A 19,103-nucleotide genomic window follows, 5' to 3' on the forward strand; every position below is an offset into this window, starting at 1 on the left:
TTTCCCGGAACTGAGAATATTATTTATCAAAAATCTATAACTTATCTCGTTGACTTATCTCATTTTGCCACTTCCATAGCTATATTAAATTTTTCCCCGTTGATATCACATTCACTATACTTTTTATCGGTATTATAGACAATATTTAAAGAGAGAGTTTCTTTTTTAATTCTACTTTCAAATTTTTTTACTACAGCTTCAAGTTTCCCACTTCCTGAAACATATAAATTTATTTTATCTGAAACTTCAAATCCACTTTCCTTTCTCATATTCTGCACCTTACTTAAAATTTCCCTTAAATCTCCCTCTTCTTTAAGTTCTTCTGTAATAGTGGTCTCCAGAATAATACCTCTGCTCCCTTCACCTGCAAATGCAAAACCCTCACGGCCTTCCATGGTGATAAGAAGATTATCTGAAGTCAGTTCTATCTCTGTATTTTCTATATTTATCTTTACAGTTTCATTATCATTTATTTTTTTTGCAAGTTTTACCTGATCCATGGAAGAGATCTTTTTCCTTATTTGCGGTATCAGTTTTCCATATTTCTTACCCAGCACTGGTAAATTAGGTTTTATGTTGAAATCTACATATTTTGATAGATCCGCATTGAATTCAATGTTTTTAATATTCAATTCGTCTTTTATTATTTTTCCATAATAATCAGGTAAAGTATTTACACTTACAAGCATTTCTGAAAGAGGCTGCCTATTTTTGATATTGGCAGTGTTTCTAGCACTTCTTCCCAACTTAACTATCTTATAGGCCTCATCCATATCTCTTTCCAGATTTTCATCAACTGCACTTTCATCATATTTAGGCCATTTACATAAATGTACACTTTCCGGTGCATCTTTGTCAAGATTTACCACGAGATTTTGATAGATTTCTTCTGTCATAAATGGTACAAAAGGTGCCGCTATTAAAACCAGTGTATTAAGTACCTTATATAGTGTTACATATGCACCTATTTTATCTTCTGTCAAATGTGAACCCCAAAACCTTGTTCTATTTCTTCTCACATACCAATTAGAAAGCTGATCAACAAAATCTCCGATATTTTGAGCTGCTTGAGTGATCCTATAATTATCCAAATGATCTTCAGTCTCTCTTATAAGTGAATTCAATCTGGAAATTATCCACTTATCCATTACATTTTTACTGACAAAATCCCTGTAATTCAGTGGATTGAAATTATCTAAATCTGCATAAAGCACATAGAACGAATACACATTCCAGAGAGTTCCCAAAAACTTTCTCTGGCTATCTTGAACAGCTTCTTCATAGAATCGAGACGGAAGCCAAGGTGCACTTTCAGTATAAAAATACCACCTAGTCGCATCCGCTCCTTCATTTTCCAGTACCACCTCTGGACTCAATACATTTCCCTTGTGTTTTGACATTTTTATCCCATGTTTATCCAGTACATGCCCTAGAACCAAACAATTTTCAAATGGGCTCCTGTCAAATAACACAGTAGATATGGCCATAAGAGTATAGAACCATCCTCTAGTTTGATCTACCGCTTCGGATATAAATTGAGCAGGAAAATTTTGCTTAAAAAGCTCCTTGTTTTCAAAAGGATAATGATGCTGTGCAAAAGGCATGGAACCTGAATCAAACCAACAGTCAATTACATCCGAGGATCTTTTCATTTCTCTGCCGCATTTAGGACATTTTAATTTAATTTCATCAATATATGGTTTATGAAGTTCTATATTTTCAGGTACATTTATACCTTTTTCTCTTAATTCCTCAATGCTTCCTATACACTCCTTGTGTCCGCATTCACATTCCCATATTGGAAGTGGTGTACCCCAATATCTCTCTCTGCTGAGACCCCAGTCTATTACTCCTCCAACAAAGTTTCCAAATCTTCCGGTTCTTATATTGTCAGGATACCAATTTGTATTATTGGTATTTCTAACCAGTTCATCTCTGACAGAGGACATTTTAATAAACCAGGTATCCCTCGGATAATATAAAAGAGGAGTATCACATCTCCAGCAAAATGGGTAAGAGTGAGTGAATTTCTCTGTTTTATAAAGTATTCCCTTTTCCTTTAAATACTCTATTATCTTGGGCTCTGCATTTTTTACAAATATTCCCTTCCAGGGTGTAACTTCTTCTTTAAATCTACCCTGTGTATCTACAGAATTGGTCATAGGTATGTCATACTTTTTACAGCTTTTACTGTCATCTTCACCAAAAGCAGGGGCAGTATGCACTATCCCGGTACCATCAGTCAAAGTTACATAATCTGCATGGATCACATAATGTGCCCTGCCCTTAAAAGATACAAAATTGAACATCGGTTCATAGTCCAGGCCAACCAATTCTGTTCCTTTGAATTTTTTCAAGATTCTGTACTCATCTTCCAGTTTATTCAAAAGAGCTTCTGCCAATATTAAATGTTCTCCTTTGTTTAACACTTCCACGTAATCATAATTTTCATTCACTGCCAATGCCATATTATTTGGAAGTGTCCATGGAGTTGTCGTCCATGCAAGCATATATTTATTCTTATTCTTGAGTTTAAATTTAACGTATATGGACGTTTCCTTTACATCTTTGTATCCCTGTGAAACCTCATGAGAAGAAAGTGCAGTACCGCACCTCGGACAATAGGGTACTACCTTATGGCCCTTATACAAAAGCCCTTTTTTCCATATTTCCTTCAATGCCCACCATTCAGATTCTATATAGTCATTATGATAAGTTACATAGGGATTATCCATATCCACCCAGAAACCTATCCTATCGGACATCTTTCTCCACTGACTCACATATGTAAATACACTGTCTTTACATTTCTTTATGAAATTTTCCACCCCATAATCCTCTATTTGGGGTTTACCTGAAATTCCAAGACTTTTTTCAACTTCAAGCTCCACTGGAAGACCATGGGTATCCCATCCGGCTTTTCTCAAAACCTTATATCCCTGCATAGCTTTATATCTAGGTATAAGATCCTTCATAGACCTTGTCAAGACATGGCCTATATGCGGTTTCCCGTTAGCAGTTGGAGGTCCATCATAAAAAGTAAAATACTTCCCATCCCCATTCTCCTTAAAGCTTTTTTCCTCTATTTTCTTGTCTTTCCATAATTCAAGGACATCTTTTTCTCTTTGGACAAAACTTTTGCTATTGTCGATTTTTTTGTACATGATTTGACCCCTTTCTCTCTTATTATTAAATCTTTACTAATATACACATTTTATACAAGATAATGAACTAAAATATACAGAAAATAAATAAAAAAACTTCATCCAAATAGGACGAAGTTTTTTTCGCTATACCACCTATGATAATGTTTCTACTATGATATAATTTTCTTTAACGCAGAATTACGTAAAAGTCTACTCCAGCATATATCCACAATTCCATTTCAACTTTCAAACTCCGAAGTGATTTTCTCCAATTCATTCTATGAGTTCTCACCGTCCCTCATTCTCTGTAAGTAATTACAAATTTGGATACTCTTCTTCTTCAATGTTTCTTAAGACGACTACGATTTAATTTCCTTCTATTATATTATATGATTTTTTCATTGTCAATAATTTATGCTATATTATTAATAATACACCTATAATATTCATATAATAACACCAACAATAAAAAAAGTCTTTTATAAAGGGGATATGCTTTATGAAAATAAAATGGTTAGGCCACTCTAGTTTTCTATTGCAGGATTCAATGGGCCGTACACTTCTAACAGATCCTTTTGACGGAACCGTAGGTTACAAGGTTTTCCAAGATAAAGTGGATTCAATTACAATAAGTCACAATCATTTTGACCACAACTATACGAAAAATGTAAAGTACAGCCATATTATAGACAAACCAGGTTTCTTTAATCCAGATGGTATATCAATTGTGGGAATACCTTCTTATCACGACAAAGTGAAAGGTGCAAAACGTGGCAAAAATATAATATTTGTAATAGAAATGGACAATTATAGAATATGTCATCTTGGAGATATAGGATATGTGCTATCTAAAGATGAGATAGATAAATTAGGCAAAATAGATGTATTGATGATTCCAGTAGGGGGTAACTTTACCATAGACGGTAAAGAAGCTGCAATACTTGCTAAATCCATCAACAGTCATATAATAATTCCCATGCACTATAAAACTTCCCTGCTGACTTTTGAACTGGATGGATTGGAGAAATTCCTCAAATACGTAAAAAATGCTGAAAGAGTTAAAAGCAATACTCTGGTTGTAGAAAACAATCTGGAGAAATACAATTTAGTCAAGATACTTGATTTCAAATAGCTTTTAACTGTGTTCAACATGTTCCAGTCCTGCATTGAACAATTTGTTTATATGTTCGTCATCTAAAGAATAATATACTGATTTCCCATCTCTTCTAAATTTAACCAAACGAGCTGTCTTTAAAATTCTAAGCTGGTGAGATATAGCGGACTGACTCATTTGAAGTATTTCCGCTATATCACATACACAGAGCTCTTTCTTAAACAGTGCATATATTATCTTAATCCTTGTAAAATCACCCAACACTTTAAAAAGGCCAGAAAGATCCCTAAAGACTTTTTCATCCAGCATACTTTCTTTAACACTTTTTATACAATCTTCATGAAGTTCAGTACAAGAACACACTTCAATTTCCGAGTCCTCTTTCACATTATCAACCCCTCACTATGGAGTATTATAATATATTTAATTAGAGTCTTTCAAGTAAATTCAACAGTAGGATAAAAATAATTTTCAATTATAAAGCATTTCCACAACCTTGTGGGATTTTAAACTCTTTTTTACATCAATAATCCTTTGATTGCCTGAACCCTTGAATTTTAATTTACTGTCCTTTTTATCTTCTTCAAATTTTCCATCAACCAATACATCTACATTGTTTATCAAGCTCTGCCACTGTTCATTTTGAGTGCTGCCAACAATATATTCAAAAGTATACCCCGTATAACACCATATATTCAAACCCAGCCGCTCTATTTTCTCTGCCAGGTAGGCGAACTCACCTGCCTGTTCAAAGGGATCTCCGCCTGAAAATGTTACTCCAGTTATCAAGGGATTGTTTTTAACCTGCATAATCAATTCATCTGTATCTTCAAGTTCTCCTCCACTAAAATCATGGGTGGAAGGATTAAAGCATCCTCTGCAGTTGTGCCTGCATCCTTGAGCAAAAAATACCCTCCTCATTCCAGGTCCATTGACTAAACTTTCATAGGCAATACCTGCAAGCCTGATTTTCTTTTTTACCACCAAGATTCGCCTCCCTAGACAATTTAAGAATACACGCATTTACTGTTTCTATTAGATATTCTATCTGCTCTTTCTGCAGACTTTCCCTTTCCAAATCTTTCATCCAGCGATAAATACCCTGTCACTCTTGATATACCCTGTATATTGCCGCTTCCGCATTTAGGACATATCTTCTCACCGTGCAGGTAAGTACCGCATTCTTTGCAGTATCTTATATGGAAATTTACCCCTATATAACTTATATTGGTATTGTCATATGCATAGTTTATTATATTTCTCACAATTTCTTCAGAAGGGTAATCGTCCAGTTCCACATAACTTATATGTCCTCCATTACATAATTTGTGATACGGTGCTTCAATATCAATCTTATCTTTTATCGATATCGGAAACCCGACAGGAACATGGTAGGAATTAGTATAATAATCCTTATCTGTAATCTCCGGAATTTCACCAAATATTTTTTTATCATGAACTATAAATTTGCCACTTAGTCCCTCTGCAGGAGTAGCATAACAGCTCCAATTCAGGTGTGTTTCTTCTGTAAGTCTATCGGTATAATCCCTTATATGAGAAATTATTTTAATCCCAAGTTTTCTGGAATTCTCATCTTCACCGTGATGTTTCCCCGTCAGTGCTACCAGTGTTTCTGCCAGGCCAATAAACCCTATTGCCCATGTACCCTGCTTTAATATAGGTTCTATGGAATCACCGTCTTTTAAATTTTCAGATCCCTTCATAAGTTTCTGTCCTGCAACAAAGGGCAGATCCCTTACTTTCAATCTCTTTAAAACGCCATATCTATGCATGAGAGCTTCTTTGCAAAGTTCCAGCCTCTTATCCAGGATCCTAAAAAATTTACTCACATTTCTCTTCGAAATAATACCAATACGCGGCAAATTTATAGTAACCGGAGCTATGTTTCCCCTTCCCTCGGGGCCCGGATCTCCATTTACATTGGAGCAAACATAAGTTCTGCATCCCATAGTAGCAGGTAAAATCCCCTTGTCATAATACAACTTGTTAAAATCCGCATCTAAATTCATAAAAGTTGGGTTCATTCTCCTTGAAGCCACCCTACACGCTATTTTGAAAAGATAATAATAGGGATCTCCCTCATTTTTATTTACACCTTTTTTAACTCTGAATATTATGTTGGGGAATATGGGCTGTTCGCCTTTTCCAAGTCCTTTTTCGTATTCAAGTAAAAATATTTCACATATCAAAGCTGCATCCTTTGATCTGGGTATACCTATATTTATAGAACTAAAAGGTACCTGAGAACCAGCTCTTGAGTGCATCGTATTTAAATTATAAATTATTCCCTGCATTGCCTGTTCAATACTTCTTCTCAACTTTCTATTCAAGATCCCGCTTATCTTGCTCTCTTTCACTCCTACAGATTTTAAATTCTCATTTATTTCCTCTCTGGTAGGCTCAACAAAAACAGCCATATCGTTGTCAAAATCCGGATGAGATTGTCCTCCAAACATATCATTTTGAGATGATTGCAGAAGTATACAGGAAAGTTCCGCAGCAGATTCTATTCTCTTGGGAGGTCTTATATTCCCATATCCTGTATTGAAACCTTTTAAAAGCATTCTTCTAGTTGGTATGTGAAGACAATTTACAGTAAGATTATAAGAATCCAGATCATGATAATATATATCTCCATTTTCATGAGCTCTGGCAAGATATTTGGGCATAGTAGCCAGATTATGCCATTTATTGGATTCGCTTGCTATTCTCAAAAGCTTTGCACTAAAATTATTGCCGACATTTGCATTATCCCTGTCTGTTTGAATTCCTATTTTATCTATGGTCTTCATGAGATCAGACTTTATCTCTCTTATATCATTTCTTTCTTTTCTGTAATTTGAATAAGCTAATCCTATTTTTAAATAGCCCCTTTTCATAAGCACTTTTTCAACCACATTCTGTATATCTTCTACATCTATCTCTTCCAGATTCAGTTTCTCCAAATGCTGTATGACTTCCTGGGTTAAATCAATAAACTCACTTTCTTTTAATTCACGGCCTATTTCTTCAGAAGCACTTTTTATAGCATTAGTGATCTTAACAGAGTCAAAATCAACCTTTCTTCCATCTCTTTTCACAACATGTAGCATATATAATACCTCCTGACCACTATATATTGTGTATCCACTCGATTTATTATACTATAGCATATTTTAAAAATCAATTTTCAAATTTCAAGAATAAGAATCAAAATAATGATAAAACTAATAAAAGCTTAGTTTTTAGGAGGACTTTATATGATTGGTAAAATAATAGATTTAAATGCTGCAGAAGCACTAATAAGTTTCAAAGATGGAGCCACAGCTTACACAAACATTTCCCGGCTACCTCCTAATATAAAAATAGGAGATACAATAAATGTAAACCCAAGCCTTCCATTTACGTTAAATGACAAACTTAAAAATACTTTTTTTCTTTAGAACATCTTAAAAGGAGTGCTGAAAATTATTCCTGCAGCACTCCCTACCAGATTCAACATTTAATTATAATTCACTCTTTATTCCACAGTTATAGCAGAAACCGGACAATTTTCCTCTGCCTCTTTTGCTGAATCCTGAACTTCTTCTGGTACTTCACCGGTAATTGCAACTGCCTTCCCATCATCATCCATTTTAAATACTTCAGGACATGTACTTGGACATAATCCACATCCTACACATACATCTTTATCAACTACTGCTTTCATAATATACTCCTGTTAAATAACAGGATGTTCACCTCTTTTTTATAATTTAATAATAAAATATTTTCACTAGTATTGTTCCCACAAAATCAATTTATTATATCTGCCTTCAAATCATTTCAACAAAGTTATAAAATTATTCAATAGATCATCATAATCAGGCAAGCTTTTTATGTAACTTTCCGCCCTTCCACTTTCCATGCTCTCCACCAGTCCAGAATTTACAGGCATTTCCCCCAATAGTTTTAAGCCAAGATATCGAGCCTGTTCCTCTGCAGATTTTTTGCTAAACAGCTTTATCTTTTTTCCACAGCTGCTGCACCTAATATAAGACATATTTTCCACTACACCTATGATATCTACGCCAATTTTTTCGGCCATTATAACTACTTTTTTTACTATCATCGATACCATATCCTGAGGAGTAGATACTATAACTATTCCCTGCAGTGGAAATTCCTGCATTATAGTAAGAGCTACATCTCCTGTTCCAGGCGGCATATCTACAAGGAGATAGTCTAAATCTCCCCAATCGGTATCAGAATACATTTGTTTTAGTACGCCTACTATCATAGGTCCTCTCCAGATAACAGGCTGTTCTTCCCTTTCTGTCAAAAGATTTAAGGATATAACTTTTATTCCCATAGAAGTTTCTACAGGTAAAAATTTTACCTGCTGCTCCCCATCAATTGGAACTATATCTGCCCTTTCATCATTTATTCCAAAAAATCTCGGCATGGATGGTCCTGTTATATCACCGTCAAGTACTCCCACTTTATAACCTGCACTTCTCAATTTTACAGCCAGTATACCTGTAACTGTTGATTTTCCCACTCCTCCTTTTCCACTCATAACACTTATTATATGTTTTATTTTGCCATATTTCGGTAATAAAAAATTACATTCACCTTGATCTTTACTTCTGCATGCCGTCTTAATTGAACAATTATCACAATTACTCATTTTTCCCCTCCTTAATTATAGAAACAAATTGCCCTCAACCATCTCTTTCACAATAGCACTATTATTAAAACAAAAAAGCTTTTTAAAAACTCCCGGGTTTATTTTTATAAACTTCTATATCCCATCCAGCACCATTATAATTGTCATATGCATAATATATTTTTTCACTTTTATCTTTCCTATTCCAGAATGTAATAGTCGCTTTATACAGTGTAGACTTATATCCCTCAGTTTTTATAGTAACCCACACATCGTATTTATCCTTGTCATTGTTTCCAATGCCGGCGTTTTTATACTTATCGTTTAAATCCGACTTAAATTCCTCTACTTCCGTAGACAATATAAATCTAGCTCCATCTATATCGTCTTTAAAATTTATTCCTATCTTTTCATTTTTATTTTTACCTTGAAAATACTCATCTAAAGCCTTCATAATCGATCCATAATAAACTTGCTTGAAATTATTTGGCGGCATTCTTATGTTCCAGAAATTGTTAATTATATCACTATCTATTCTCTTAGATATGATATATATTTGATTATTACTATAGAGGTTCCCCCCATCTTTTTTATCAAGACCGGCTACATATTTAAATCTATGTACCTTATTATTTCCCTCATATATTTCAAAAACATAGTCTGGCTGCAGTGAAGATTTTTTCGATACTTTCTTGCCTGAAGACAATATATCATATAGATCTTTAATCGCATTTTGATCAGTAACCACAAATTTGAATCCCTGATCTCTCATATTCTGAATAACTATTTTATCAACTCTCTCTTCCCTTATGTATTCAAAATCTGAATTCTTCAAGCCGGTTTTAACCTTAAGTCTATCCAATTCATCACATCCAGCAGACAAAACAGCCACCGTTAAAATAATCAATACTAAAAATACACTTAATCCCCTTCTAGTGTTATGCTGCAATTTACTCACCTGCAATTAAAAAATATTATCAATTTTATAGCAGGTAAACATTAAGGACTTACCTGCTTTCTACTGTAAAAAAATCTATGAACATTATAACATATTTGCGACAAAAAAATCCCCTTTCATGCAATTAAACCTGAAAGGGATACAACAGATATCCTTATTATTTATATTCTAAATTTTTCACAATAGTTTCAAACACAGTGGGCATGTTTTCTTTAAAATCCATATCTTTTACAAAAAAAGAGAATCTGCAAAATTGCTTTCCCTCTGCTATAAAATACTCCATACATCTATAACTGTCTCCATTCTCCTTAACAATAGTATATTTAACCAGATAACCATCTTTGCCATTTACATCGACGTCACCTATATTGTAACTTTCATATAAATTCTGTTTTTCAGATACAATTTTACTATTTTGTAGAAACAATTTTAAATTCCCCTGTAGATTCCACACTTGAACAAAGCCGTGTATTTTACCATCAGTGCTTTTGAAATCACTGTGGTATATTATTTCATCTCCTGACATATCCTGTACTTTACAATTCCAATTGGAAGGTAATTTATATCTCAATTTATCATTCAGCCCGCTATATTGAGTCAGTGATTTTATATCGTTTTGCATCAAAGCTGTATGTTTCAACTTCGTATCAAAATTCTTCTCAACTCCAAAGAGAATCACCATAAGTCCTACTACAATTATTATAACTCCAAGTTTTCTTCTGTCCACAGATACTATTTTCATAAACATAATATCCTGATATTATTTCTTCACAGGTATTACAACTGTATTTGTTTTAAAATCATAAAACATCAGCCAATATCCTATTTTGTCTTTATCTCTTAAAGACACCCACGTAACAAACCCAGATTTACCACCATAAGGCTGATCTCTTTTATCTTTCGTACCTAGAATCCCATATATCAAATATTTTACTCTCCCTTTTTTATCACATTTGTACCCTGACAAATAATGACAGTGTTTCTTTATATAAGGATAATAGCTCATCATAGGATAATATATTAAGGCATATTTATTGTAATCATTCATATTATACATATCTTCCATGGAATTAACCGGTATCTTATACCATCTGCACCTTTTCAGTTCATTACATATACTTTTAGTTTCCTTGAATCCATTCATCAAGTTATTAAAAAAATCCCCTTCCGGTCCCTGAGGATAATTTCCAGGCTGGCTTATTCCCTTTGCCTTTTTACATTTGTGTCTTTTTAACTCAGCCTCTTTATAGGACTCAGTTACAGAATTATCTACATATATGGGACTGTCTCCTTCATTCCCAACTTCCAGATCTTTTTTAATTTTTGATTCCAAAGAATCTTCAGCAGTCCTTTTATTATCTTCTTCCGGAATTTCCCCACTTTCAGGAATTTTTTTACCTTTGTCTTCTTCATCCACATGATTCTTTTCCATATCTTCTTCATCTTTTTTAACCTTTTCTATACTCTCTTCGTATTTGTCAAATATGCTCTTGCTGTCAACCTCGGATGCACCGCCATTATCCAGCTCTTCAACCTTATTGTCTTCTTCTCCTTCCGGACTTTCTTTTCTGTTTTCTATAATAGCAAAATCTTTCCATTTCGGTATTTCAGTACTTGCAAACCCGCTCATTACAGATATTATGTTATTATCTAATATTCTGACTATGGCAGCCCCTGACACTCTATCCATGGATATTCCGCTGCCGGCCACATCATCTATAGGATATTCATAACACACATCTGCTCTTCCATAATCATCTATGTTCATTTCACCTATTTTAATTATATTTTTCATATCTCTTTTATTACATATAAGTATCATATAATAGGGTGTTTTTTCTTTTTTTAAATTTTGTACATAATAGGATATTTTGCACTTGTCATTTTTCATCTCCAATTTTGCATACCCTGAAGCAATTTTATCAGAAGCCAAAGAGTATCCTTTTTCATCTTCTTGTAATATTATAAAATATCTACTATAACTCTTTTTTTGTGCCAATTTCCTATACCTCCATATATTATATTCATTATAATATATGAAGTAACTTTCAAAAAGTGAACAAATAGTTTTAACTTCTATACAAAAATCACATCTTAACATTCATAATTTTTAGCATATCTCATATATACAGTCAGATAATCTGCCAAATTCCTGCAGTGATAATGTCTCCCCTCTCCTTTTAGGGTCAATTCCGGACTCTTTAAAGGCTTCCTCCATATTTTTCGGGGATATATTTAAAACTTTTACAGCATTTCGAAGAGTTTTCCTTCTCATGTTGAAAGCACATCTAACAACCTTAAAAAATAATTTTTCATCTTTGACCCTAACTCTGGGAATATGTAATTTAATTAATTTTATGACTATTGAATCCACTTTAGGCCTGGGTATAAACGAAGAAGGTTTCACTTTCCCTATAACCTCGACATCACAGTAATATTGAACAAGTACGGACAATGCACCATATTCCTTACAATTAGGTTTTGCCGCGATTCTCTCTCCCACTTCTTTTTGTATCATCACAGTAAAAGTTTTAAAATTATAGTGTTTATTCAACAGTTTTGTAATAACAGGTGTTGTAAGATAGTATGGTAGATTTGCCACAATTTTTACACTATCTGTACCGTTTGTTATATTGAAAAAATCCACTTTCAGTACATCTTCATGTATTAACTGAAAATTATCAAACATCTTTAGTTCTTCTTTCAAAATAGGAATTAAATCATTGTCAATTTCAATGGCAATCACCATTTTTGCAGCTTTTAAAAGTTCCCGTGTCAAAGTTCCAATTCCCGGGCCTATTTCTATAACCACATCTTTTTTATTTATTTCCGCACCGCTTATTATATCCTGCAGTACTGAGGTATTTGTCAAAAAATTTTGGCCCAGTGACTTTGAAAATCTAAAACCATATTTCTTCACTATATCCTCTGTAGATAAATTATCCATATTGTCCCACCCTACTTATCCCTCTCATTAATTTTATCAACAGCCATCTTCAATTCTTCTCTTTTTATTCCGTAATTATTTAACCTAAATAAAAACTGAGAAGTATTGCAATATCCTATACCCAGTTCTTTCCCCAGCCTATCTCTTTTTTTCTTAGAATTTAACTCTCCTGTAAGTCCCCAAAATATCATATCGTTTATATCAAATTCACTTCTCTTTTTCTTCAACTCACATTTTGCATTTTTCAAAGCGCTTATTATAGTTTCCGGAAGTGCATTTTCAACCCCTACATTGCCATTTTTTATCCCATCTTCCTGAGATATATATGCATGCTTTATTCCCCGGACTCTTCTTGAAATAATTTTTCTTATTTTCTCCCCTGCAAAATCTGGATCGGTAAAAACTATAACCCCCTGCCTTTTCTGGGCTTCTCTTATCCTATCTATGATCGTTTCATTTATTCCAAATCCCCCTACAGCTATGAGTTCTGCATCTACAGCCCTTTTAACCGCTCTTACATCATCCTTTCCTTCAACTACTATAACTTCTTTAATCATAAGCTTCCTCCTCTGTATGTTATTCAAAGAAAAAAAGGAGCATCTGCTCCTACCCAATTACATAGACATCAACCCACTTCACACCCCAATTGCTGGCTTCCGAGTTTGAATTGAAAAACAAATCGACTCTATTGCCTTTAATGGCTCCTCCTGTATCTTCCGCTACGGCATAACCATAGCCTTCCACATAAAGCTTTGTGCCAAGTGGTATTACTCTAGGATCAACCGCTATGGAACTATATTTTTCAGTATCTCTCCTCGCTACAGTTCCCGAAGCAGTTATACCAAATGCTGGATCTCCAGGCCTCTTGCCTGTACTTTGATAATCTGCAGTATATGCAGTAGCCTTCATTTTAACGGATCTGGCATAATCAATACTTTCTCCTCTAGAAAGAGTATTGCCAGTCAATGTACCTACGGCCACTACTTTTTTCACGGGTTCTTTTTTTACAATTTCTCTCATTGTCTTTCTTGAAACTTCTTTTCCATTTTCATATGTCACTCTAGTTACAATCTCTTTTTCACCATTTTGTCCTTCTTGTAAAAGTTTTTTATCGCCGTATTTAATCTGTGCATCATTTTTTAAAACTGTTTCATACTTTATGGCTCTGCTTTCTTTCAAGTCTTTAATCTGAACCCTAGTCACCACTATTTTCATGCCTCTTAAAATGGCATGTTCTCTGGATGGATATACCCTATCCAGATTAGAAATTCTAATATTTTCACTTTTTAATAATTTTTCAACACTATCTTCTGCTGACTCCGTGCTTAATTTTTTTCCATCAACTTCTACTTCAACCCTTACAGCTCTCTTAATCGTCAGCTTGCTTTTATCCTTAACTTTGCTGTCTAGACTAGGTACTACCTTATCCCTTGGCCCTATCTTAATTCCATTGCTGGCCAAAACCTTTCTATAGCTGTGACCAAGTGTAACAGCTTTTATATTTTTACCATCTACCGAAATTGTCACCGTTTTTCTCATGTTAAACATCACTAAGGTTAAAATGACTAAACTTATAGATATAACAAATTCCATTTCTATTTTAGGACCACGGGGAAAATATTTCTTCAAGCAAGTTCCAAACTTCTCCACCATAAAAATACCTCCTCTGGGCAAAAGTACAATATTCATTACCCTGTATAAAACTGTTCTTCAAAATACAAATGCATCCTATGCATAAAATTTATAAATAAAATACTTATTTATGATTGCAATAAAAAATAATTCCCATTTGAATCACAGTTTACATTATTTTTAGGTGGTTTTTATATAGACTATGTTATAACTATAAATTTAATTACTAAAATATGCAATTTAAGTAAAAAATGTTAACACCTCTTTTTTATTTTACACTATTATTACAAATTAAGCAAGTGTTTTGTATTGGAAATTGTTATTTTGCTTATCTCTTTTACATCCATATTTTTTATCTCTGCAATTTTATCCATAATAAACCTGATATACTCGGATCTGTTTCTTCTGCCCCTAAAAGGAACCGGTGTCATATAGGGACAGTCAGTTTCCACTAAAATTCTATTAAGCGGTATCTCTCTTGCCACATCCACAGCTTTTTTCGCATTCTTAAAAGTCACCACTCCTGTAAATCCTATATAATACCCCAGCTTTAAACATTCTCTTGCAAATTCAACACTTCCCGAAAAACAATGGATCTCACCAACAACATCCTTAAACTGTTTTATTACATCGAAAGTGTCTTTATGAGCTTCCCTATCATGTATAATCACAGGTAAATTGAGCTCTTGTGCTAATTCCATCTGCTTTATGAACGTGGATTTCTGTACACTTCTCGGTGGGTTTTCCCTGCAATAGTAATCAAGTCCTATCTCTCCTATGGCCTTTACCTTTTTGTTTTTTACAAGTTCTTTCAATTCTATTACTGTATTATTGTCAAATTTATCTGCATATTCCGGATGTATGCCTACAGCTGCATAAAATATATCATGCTTTTTAGCCAATTCAACAGAATTTCTGGAACCCTCCATGGAAGAACCACAATTTAGTACACCCACAATATTCCCGTCTTTCAGCTCTCCTATGATTTTTTCCCTATCCCCGTCAAATTGTTCATCATCATAATGTGCATGTGCGTCAAAAATATCCACTGTCATAATTACATTCCTCCTAATTACAAGTATACATTTTAATTTTAATTATAACAAAATACTATCAAAAATATACTTTTTGATAGTATTTTACATATTTTTAGCTTATTGTACTGCCTGGAGGAAGTTTCCCTGATATTGAAACTGTACATAATTTGCTGTCATCTTCTGAAGCCGCAGACAATATCATCCCCTGAGAAATTTCACCCTTTAATTTTATGGGCTTTAAATTTGCCACTATTACTACATATTTCCCGACAAGTTCTTCAGGACTATAGTATTTTGCTATACCCGAAATTACCTGCCTTTTTTCCTTTCCTAAATCCAATTGAAATTTAAGTAATTTGTTTGAACCTTCTATAGCCTCACATTTCAATACTTTGGCCACTCTGAGATCAAGCTTTTCGAAATCATCTATACCTATTTCCTTTTTGCGAATTTTCACTTTGGATGCATTTGCAGAACTCTGATGTTTTTTTAACTCATCCAGCTCCTTCAATTTTTTATCCAAATCTATTCTCGGAAACAGAGCACTACCCTTGTTTATTTTGGTTCCCGCCTTAGTTCCGTCAAAAGAAGCTGTACTATCCCACGACGTAATATCCACATTAAGTTGTTTATACATCTCCTCACTGGTTTCAGGAAGATACGGTGAGATACATATTGCAATTATCCTCAAAGATTCCGAAAGGTTATAAAGTACGGTCCCCAGCCTTCTTTCCCTGCCAGCATCCTTAGCCAGTACCCATGGTGTCGTATCATCTATATATTTATTAGTCGCACCTATAAGTTCCCATATACTGTCCAATGCTTCTGGTATTCTAAGATTATCCATGTTTTTCTCTACCTTTTTAGGTGTGTTCAATGCTATATCTATAAGTCTACCGTCAACATCATCTTCCCTTCCCGACGGCACAGGTATTATTCCATTAAAATACTTTTCTATCATAGTACAAGTTCTGGACAAAAGATTACCCAGATCATTGGCTAAATCCGAATTGATCCTCCTTATAAATATTTCATTGTTGAACAGCCCATCTGAGCCAAATGGTATTTCTCTTAGGAGATAATATCTGACAGCATCCGTACCAAAATTATTTACTAAAACCACGGGATCCACCACATTTCCCTTGGATTTGGACATTTTACCTCCATTGACCAGAAGCCATCCGTGCCCAAATACTTTCTTGGGAATAGGTTCCCCCAGAGCCATAAGTATTATAGGCCAATAAATGGTGTGAAATCTCAATATATCCTTGCCCACCAAATGCAAGTCGGCCGGCCAGTATTTTTTATATAATTCCTGATTTTCGCTGCCGTAACCAAGTGCGGTTATATAATTTGCCAGTGCATCTATCCACACATATATGACATGTTTCCTGTCGAAAGTCACAGGTATACCCCAATCAAAAGATGTCCTTGAAACACAGAGATCCTGCAGACCCGGCTTCAAAAAATTATTTATCATTTCATTTTTTCTGGATTCCGGCTGTATAAAATCCGGATGTGATTCGATATATTCTATAAGTCTGGGAGCATATTTTGACATTCTAAAAAAGTAAGCTTCCTCGCTTGTTCTTTCAACAGGCCTTCCGCAGTCAGGACATTTTCCATCTACCAGCTGAGTTTCAGTCCAAAAAGATTCGCAGGGAGTACAATACCAGCCCTCATACCTTCCTTTATATATATCCCCTTGATCATACAGCCTTTTAAATATTTTTTGAACTGCCTTTACATGATAATCTTCCGTAGTCCTTATAAATTTATCATAGCTTATATTCATCATCTTCCAAAGTTCCTTAATACCAGCTACTATTTTATCCACATATTCTTTGGGACTAACTCCCTTTGCCTCTGCCAGTCTTTGAATCTTCTGGCCATGCTCGTCAGTACCTGTCAAAAGCATTACATCATATCCAGTAAGTCTCTTAAATCTGGCCAGGGCATCTGCCGCCACAGTAGTGTAAGTATTCCCTATATGAAGATTTGCAGACGGATAATAAATGGGTGTAGTGATATAATAAGTTTTTTTAGTCATATTTTTCTCTCCTTCTTCTCCTGATTTTATAATATGTTTTGACAAAATATACAAACTTAAAAAAGCCTCTATATGAAGAAAATTTCTCCATATAGAGGCGCTGCATACACTTTACCACTCTATTTTATTTTTATCTCACAATAAAAACCTCACCAGGTAACTCAAAAAATATCTTGATCCTGCTTGAAAATCAAAACTATCATTACCCTGCTCTATAACGGCTGCCGCCGTGTTACTTTACTGCCATTTCAAATAACCTGCTCCAGAGCCATATTCATAAGCTATTTTATCACCGGCTTCCACCAAATTGTCGATTCTCTTTGCATAAAATTGACTTATTACTCTTTCCTTCACTGCATTTAACAATATAATATTCCATATATTTTTAACTGTCAACATTCTGGTTCCGAAAATCATCATATTTTTTCTTTATGTCCTTCAAGTCTTCCCAAAATGGAGCTTTTTTATTCTCATCTCTAAGAATTGCAGAAGGATGAAAAGTGGCAGTCATATAAAACCCTTTTCTCTCCACCCATTTTCCTCTATCTCTTGTAATTCTCCAATCTTTTCCCAATATACAATTCATTGCAGTAGCCCCAAGGCAGACAATTATTTTAGGTTTTACCAGTGCCACCTGATTTCTCAAATACGGAATGCAAGCTTCCTCCTCTTGTGTATAAGGCGTCCTATTATTTTCCGGCCTGCATTTACAGATATTGCATATGTAATAGTCATTTTTCCTATACAGCCCTATGGATTCGAGAGTTCTCGTCAAAAGCTGGCCAGCTCTTCCAACAAAAGGCAGACCAGTTCTATCCTCATCCGCACCAGGTGCCTCTCCTATAAACATGATTTTTCCTCCGGGATTGCCATCTCCAAAAACCATATTAGTTCTGTTATCGCCCAATTTACATTTATGGCAATTTACACATTCTTCATATAGTTCCTTCCATCTAAGCAATTTAATTCTCACTCCAAACTGTATTTATCAATTATAATAATATTATACAACTAATAAGGCTTTATAGAAATACTTATTAAAACATAATCCTAGTTACTACAACCGCAGCTATAATAGCAGACATGTCCGCCATTATAGCTGCCCAAAGAGTATGTCTTATCTTTTTTATTCCAACAGCACCGAAATAAACTGTCAGTGTATAAAATATGGTTTCCGTAGAACCCATTATTATAGATGACACCCTGCCTATATAGCTATCCGGGCCAAATTTACTTAGAGTTTCAGCAAATATACCAAGAGCCCCACTTCCCGACAATGGCTTTACAAGTACCAGGGGCACCACCTCTGGAGGAAGGCCTATGATTTCAACTACAGGCCTTACAAGTGCTATAAAATAATCAAGTGCCTTGGATTCTCTAAATACTCCAACTGCTATTATCATAGCCAGCAGATACGGGAATATTTTTATACATATACCAATACCCTCTTTGGCACCCTCTACAAAACATTCATACACTTTGACTCTTTTAAATATTCCATATGTAACCACGATAAATACTATTATAGGAATTATAGATTTTATCATATAATTCAACTTATTCTCTCCTCT

At 34.4% G+C, this 19,103-nt stretch carries 19 protein-coding genes and 1 other annotated feature; of the genes, 2 read left to right on the plus strand and 17 right to left on the minus strand.

All coding sequences use genetic code 11. The annotated features are described in order from the left end of the window. Positions 1-59: 59 nt before the first annotated feature. Positions 60-3,164, minus strand: a complete 3,105-nt coding sequence (gene ileS, locus AB8S09_RS03380; RefSeq protein WP_369868484.1) for an isoleucine--tRNA ligase — start codon at positions 3,162-3,164, stop codon at positions 60-62. 104 nt (positions 3,165-3,268) lie between these two features. Next, positions 3,269-3,499, minus strand: a binding site (T-box leader). Between the two features lie 146 nt (positions 3,500-3,645). On the opposite strand from ileS, the gene AB8S09_RS03385 reads away from it, so the two are divergent. Beyond that, entirely contained in the window at positions 3,646-4,278 is a 633-nt protein-coding gene (locus AB8S09_RS03385; protein WP_369868485.1) for an MBL fold metallo-hydrolase, read from the plus strand. Between the two features lie 3 nt (positions 4,279-4,281). Here the strand turns inward: AB8S09_RS03385 and AB8S09_RS03390 are convergent, their stop codons facing one another. The 3 genes from AB8S09_RS03390 to nrdD form a co-directional block, all read right to left on the minus strand. Next, positions 4,282-4,647 carry an ArsR/SmtB family transcription factor gene (locus AB8S09_RS03390; RefSeq protein WP_294182232.1) on the minus strand — a complete coding sequence of 122 codons (366 nt, stop codon included), beginning with the start codon at positions 4,645-4,647 and terminating at the stop codon, positions 4,282-4,284. 84 nt (positions 4,648-4,731) lie between these two features. Continuing rightward, complete coding sequence (gene nrdG / locus AB8S09_RS03395) at positions 4,732-5,283, minus strand: anaerobic ribonucleoside-triphosphate reductase activating protein (RefSeq protein ID WP_294182233.1); 552 nt, start codon at positions 5,281-5,283, stop codon at positions 4,732-4,734. Then, complete coding sequence (gene nrdD / locus AB8S09_RS03400; RefSeq protein WP_294182234.1) at positions 5,268-7,373, minus strand: anaerobic ribonucleoside-triphosphate reductase; 2,106 nt, start codon at positions 7,371-7,373, stop codon at positions 5,268-5,270. Before nrdD ends, nrdG begins: the two co-directional genes overlap by 16 nt. A gap of 147 nt (positions 7,374-7,520) precedes the next feature. Between nrdD and AB8S09_RS03405 the strand changes: the two genes are divergently transcribed. Then, the gene (locus tag AB8S09_RS03405) at positions 7,521-7,703 is read left to right on the plus strand and encodes a hypothetical protein (protein ID WP_294182235.1); all 183 of its coding nucleotides are present in this window, start codon (positions 7,521-7,523) and stop codon (positions 7,701-7,703) included. 77 nt (positions 7,704-7,780) lie between these two features. Here the strand turns inward: AB8S09_RS03405 and AB8S09_RS03410 are convergent, their stop codons facing one another. From AB8S09_RS03410 to AB8S09_RS03465, 13 genes are all read right to left on the minus strand, one after another. Further along, on the minus strand, positions 7,781-7,969 hold the full coding sequence (locus AB8S09_RS03410; protein WP_294182236.1) for a ferredoxin: 189 nt from the start codon (positions 7,967-7,969) through the stop codon (positions 7,781-7,783). Between the two features lie 111 nt (positions 7,970-8,080). Then, a complete protein-coding gene (locus tag AB8S09_RS03415; RefSeq protein WP_294182237.1) occupies positions 8,081-8,929 on the minus strand; it encodes an Mrp/NBP35 family ATP-binding protein in 849 nt (282 codons plus the stop codon). Positions 8,930-9,011: 82 nt separating this feature from the next. Further along, entirely contained in the window at positions 9,012-9,857 is an 846-nt protein-coding gene (locus AB8S09_RS03420; protein ID WP_294182238.1) for a YhfM domain-containing protein, read from the minus strand. Between the two features lie 166 nt (positions 9,858-10,023). Beyond that, entirely contained in the window at positions 10,024-10,608 is a 585-nt protein-coding gene (locus AB8S09_RS03425; protein WP_294182239.1) for a PsbP-related protein, read from the minus strand. A gap of 18 nt (positions 10,609-10,626) precedes the next feature. Beyond that, entirely contained in the window at positions 10,627-11,865 is a 1,239-nt protein-coding gene (locus AB8S09_RS03430; RefSeq protein ID WP_294182240.1) for a DUF7922 domain-containing protein, read from the minus strand. A 111-nt stretch (positions 11,866-11,976) separates the two neighbouring features. Continuing rightward, the gene (gene rsmA / locus AB8S09_RS03435) at positions 11,977-12,813 is read right to left on the minus strand and encodes a 16S rRNA (adenine(1518)-N(6)/adenine(1519)-N(6))-dimethyltransferase RsmA (protein WP_294182241.1); all 837 of its coding nucleotides are present in this window, start codon (positions 12,811-12,813) and stop codon (positions 11,977-11,979) included. 11 nt (positions 12,814-12,824) lie between these two features. Further along, positions 12,825-13,370, minus strand: a complete 546-nt coding sequence (gene rnmV / locus AB8S09_RS03440) for a ribonuclease M5 (protein WP_369868486.1) — start codon at positions 13,368-13,370, stop codon at positions 12,825-12,827. A 49-nt stretch (positions 13,371-13,419) separates the two neighbouring features. Then, complete coding sequence (locus tag AB8S09_RS03445; RefSeq protein ID WP_294182243.1) at positions 13,420-14,466, minus strand: resuscitation-promoting factor; 1,047 nt, start codon at positions 14,464-14,466, stop codon at positions 13,420-13,422. Positions 14,467-14,729: 263 nt separating this feature from the next. Further along, the gene (locus AB8S09_RS03450) at positions 14,730-15,500 is read right to left on the minus strand and encodes a TatD family hydrolase (protein ID WP_294182244.1); all 771 of its coding nucleotides are present in this window, start codon (positions 15,498-15,500) and stop codon (positions 14,730-14,732) included. A 94-nt stretch (positions 15,501-15,594) separates the two neighbouring features. Continuing rightward, positions 15,595-17,532: a methionine--tRNA ligase gene (gene metG / locus AB8S09_RS03455; RefSeq protein WP_369868487.1), complete on the minus strand. Its 1,938-nt coding sequence runs from the start codon at positions 17,530-17,532 to the stop codon at positions 15,595-15,597. Positions 17,533-17,769: 237 nt separating this feature from the next. After that, on the minus strand, positions 17,770-17,931 hold the full coding sequence (locus AB8S09_RS15840; protein WP_440132409.1) for a hypothetical protein: 162 nt from the start codon (positions 17,929-17,931) through the stop codon (positions 17,770-17,772). Further along, positions 17,918-18,493 (minus strand): uracil-DNA glycosylase, encoded by a 576-nt coding sequence (locus AB8S09_RS03460; protein ID WP_369868488.1) that lies wholly within the window; start codon positions 18,491-18,493, stop codon positions 17,918-17,920. Before AB8S09_RS03460 ends, AB8S09_RS15840 begins: the two co-directional genes overlap by 14 nt. A gap of 76 nt (positions 18,494-18,569) precedes the next feature. Then, entirely contained in the window at positions 18,570-19,088 is a 519-nt protein-coding gene (locus AB8S09_RS03465) for a spore maturation protein (RefSeq protein ID WP_294182247.1), read from the minus strand. Positions 19,089-19,103: the final 15 nt, after the last annotated feature.

This window comes from Clostridium lapidicellarium, from assembly GCF_041224415.1.
Classification (GTDB): Bacteria; Bacillota; Clostridia; order Clostridiales; family Clostridiaceae; genus Clostridium_B; species Clostridium_B lapidicellarium.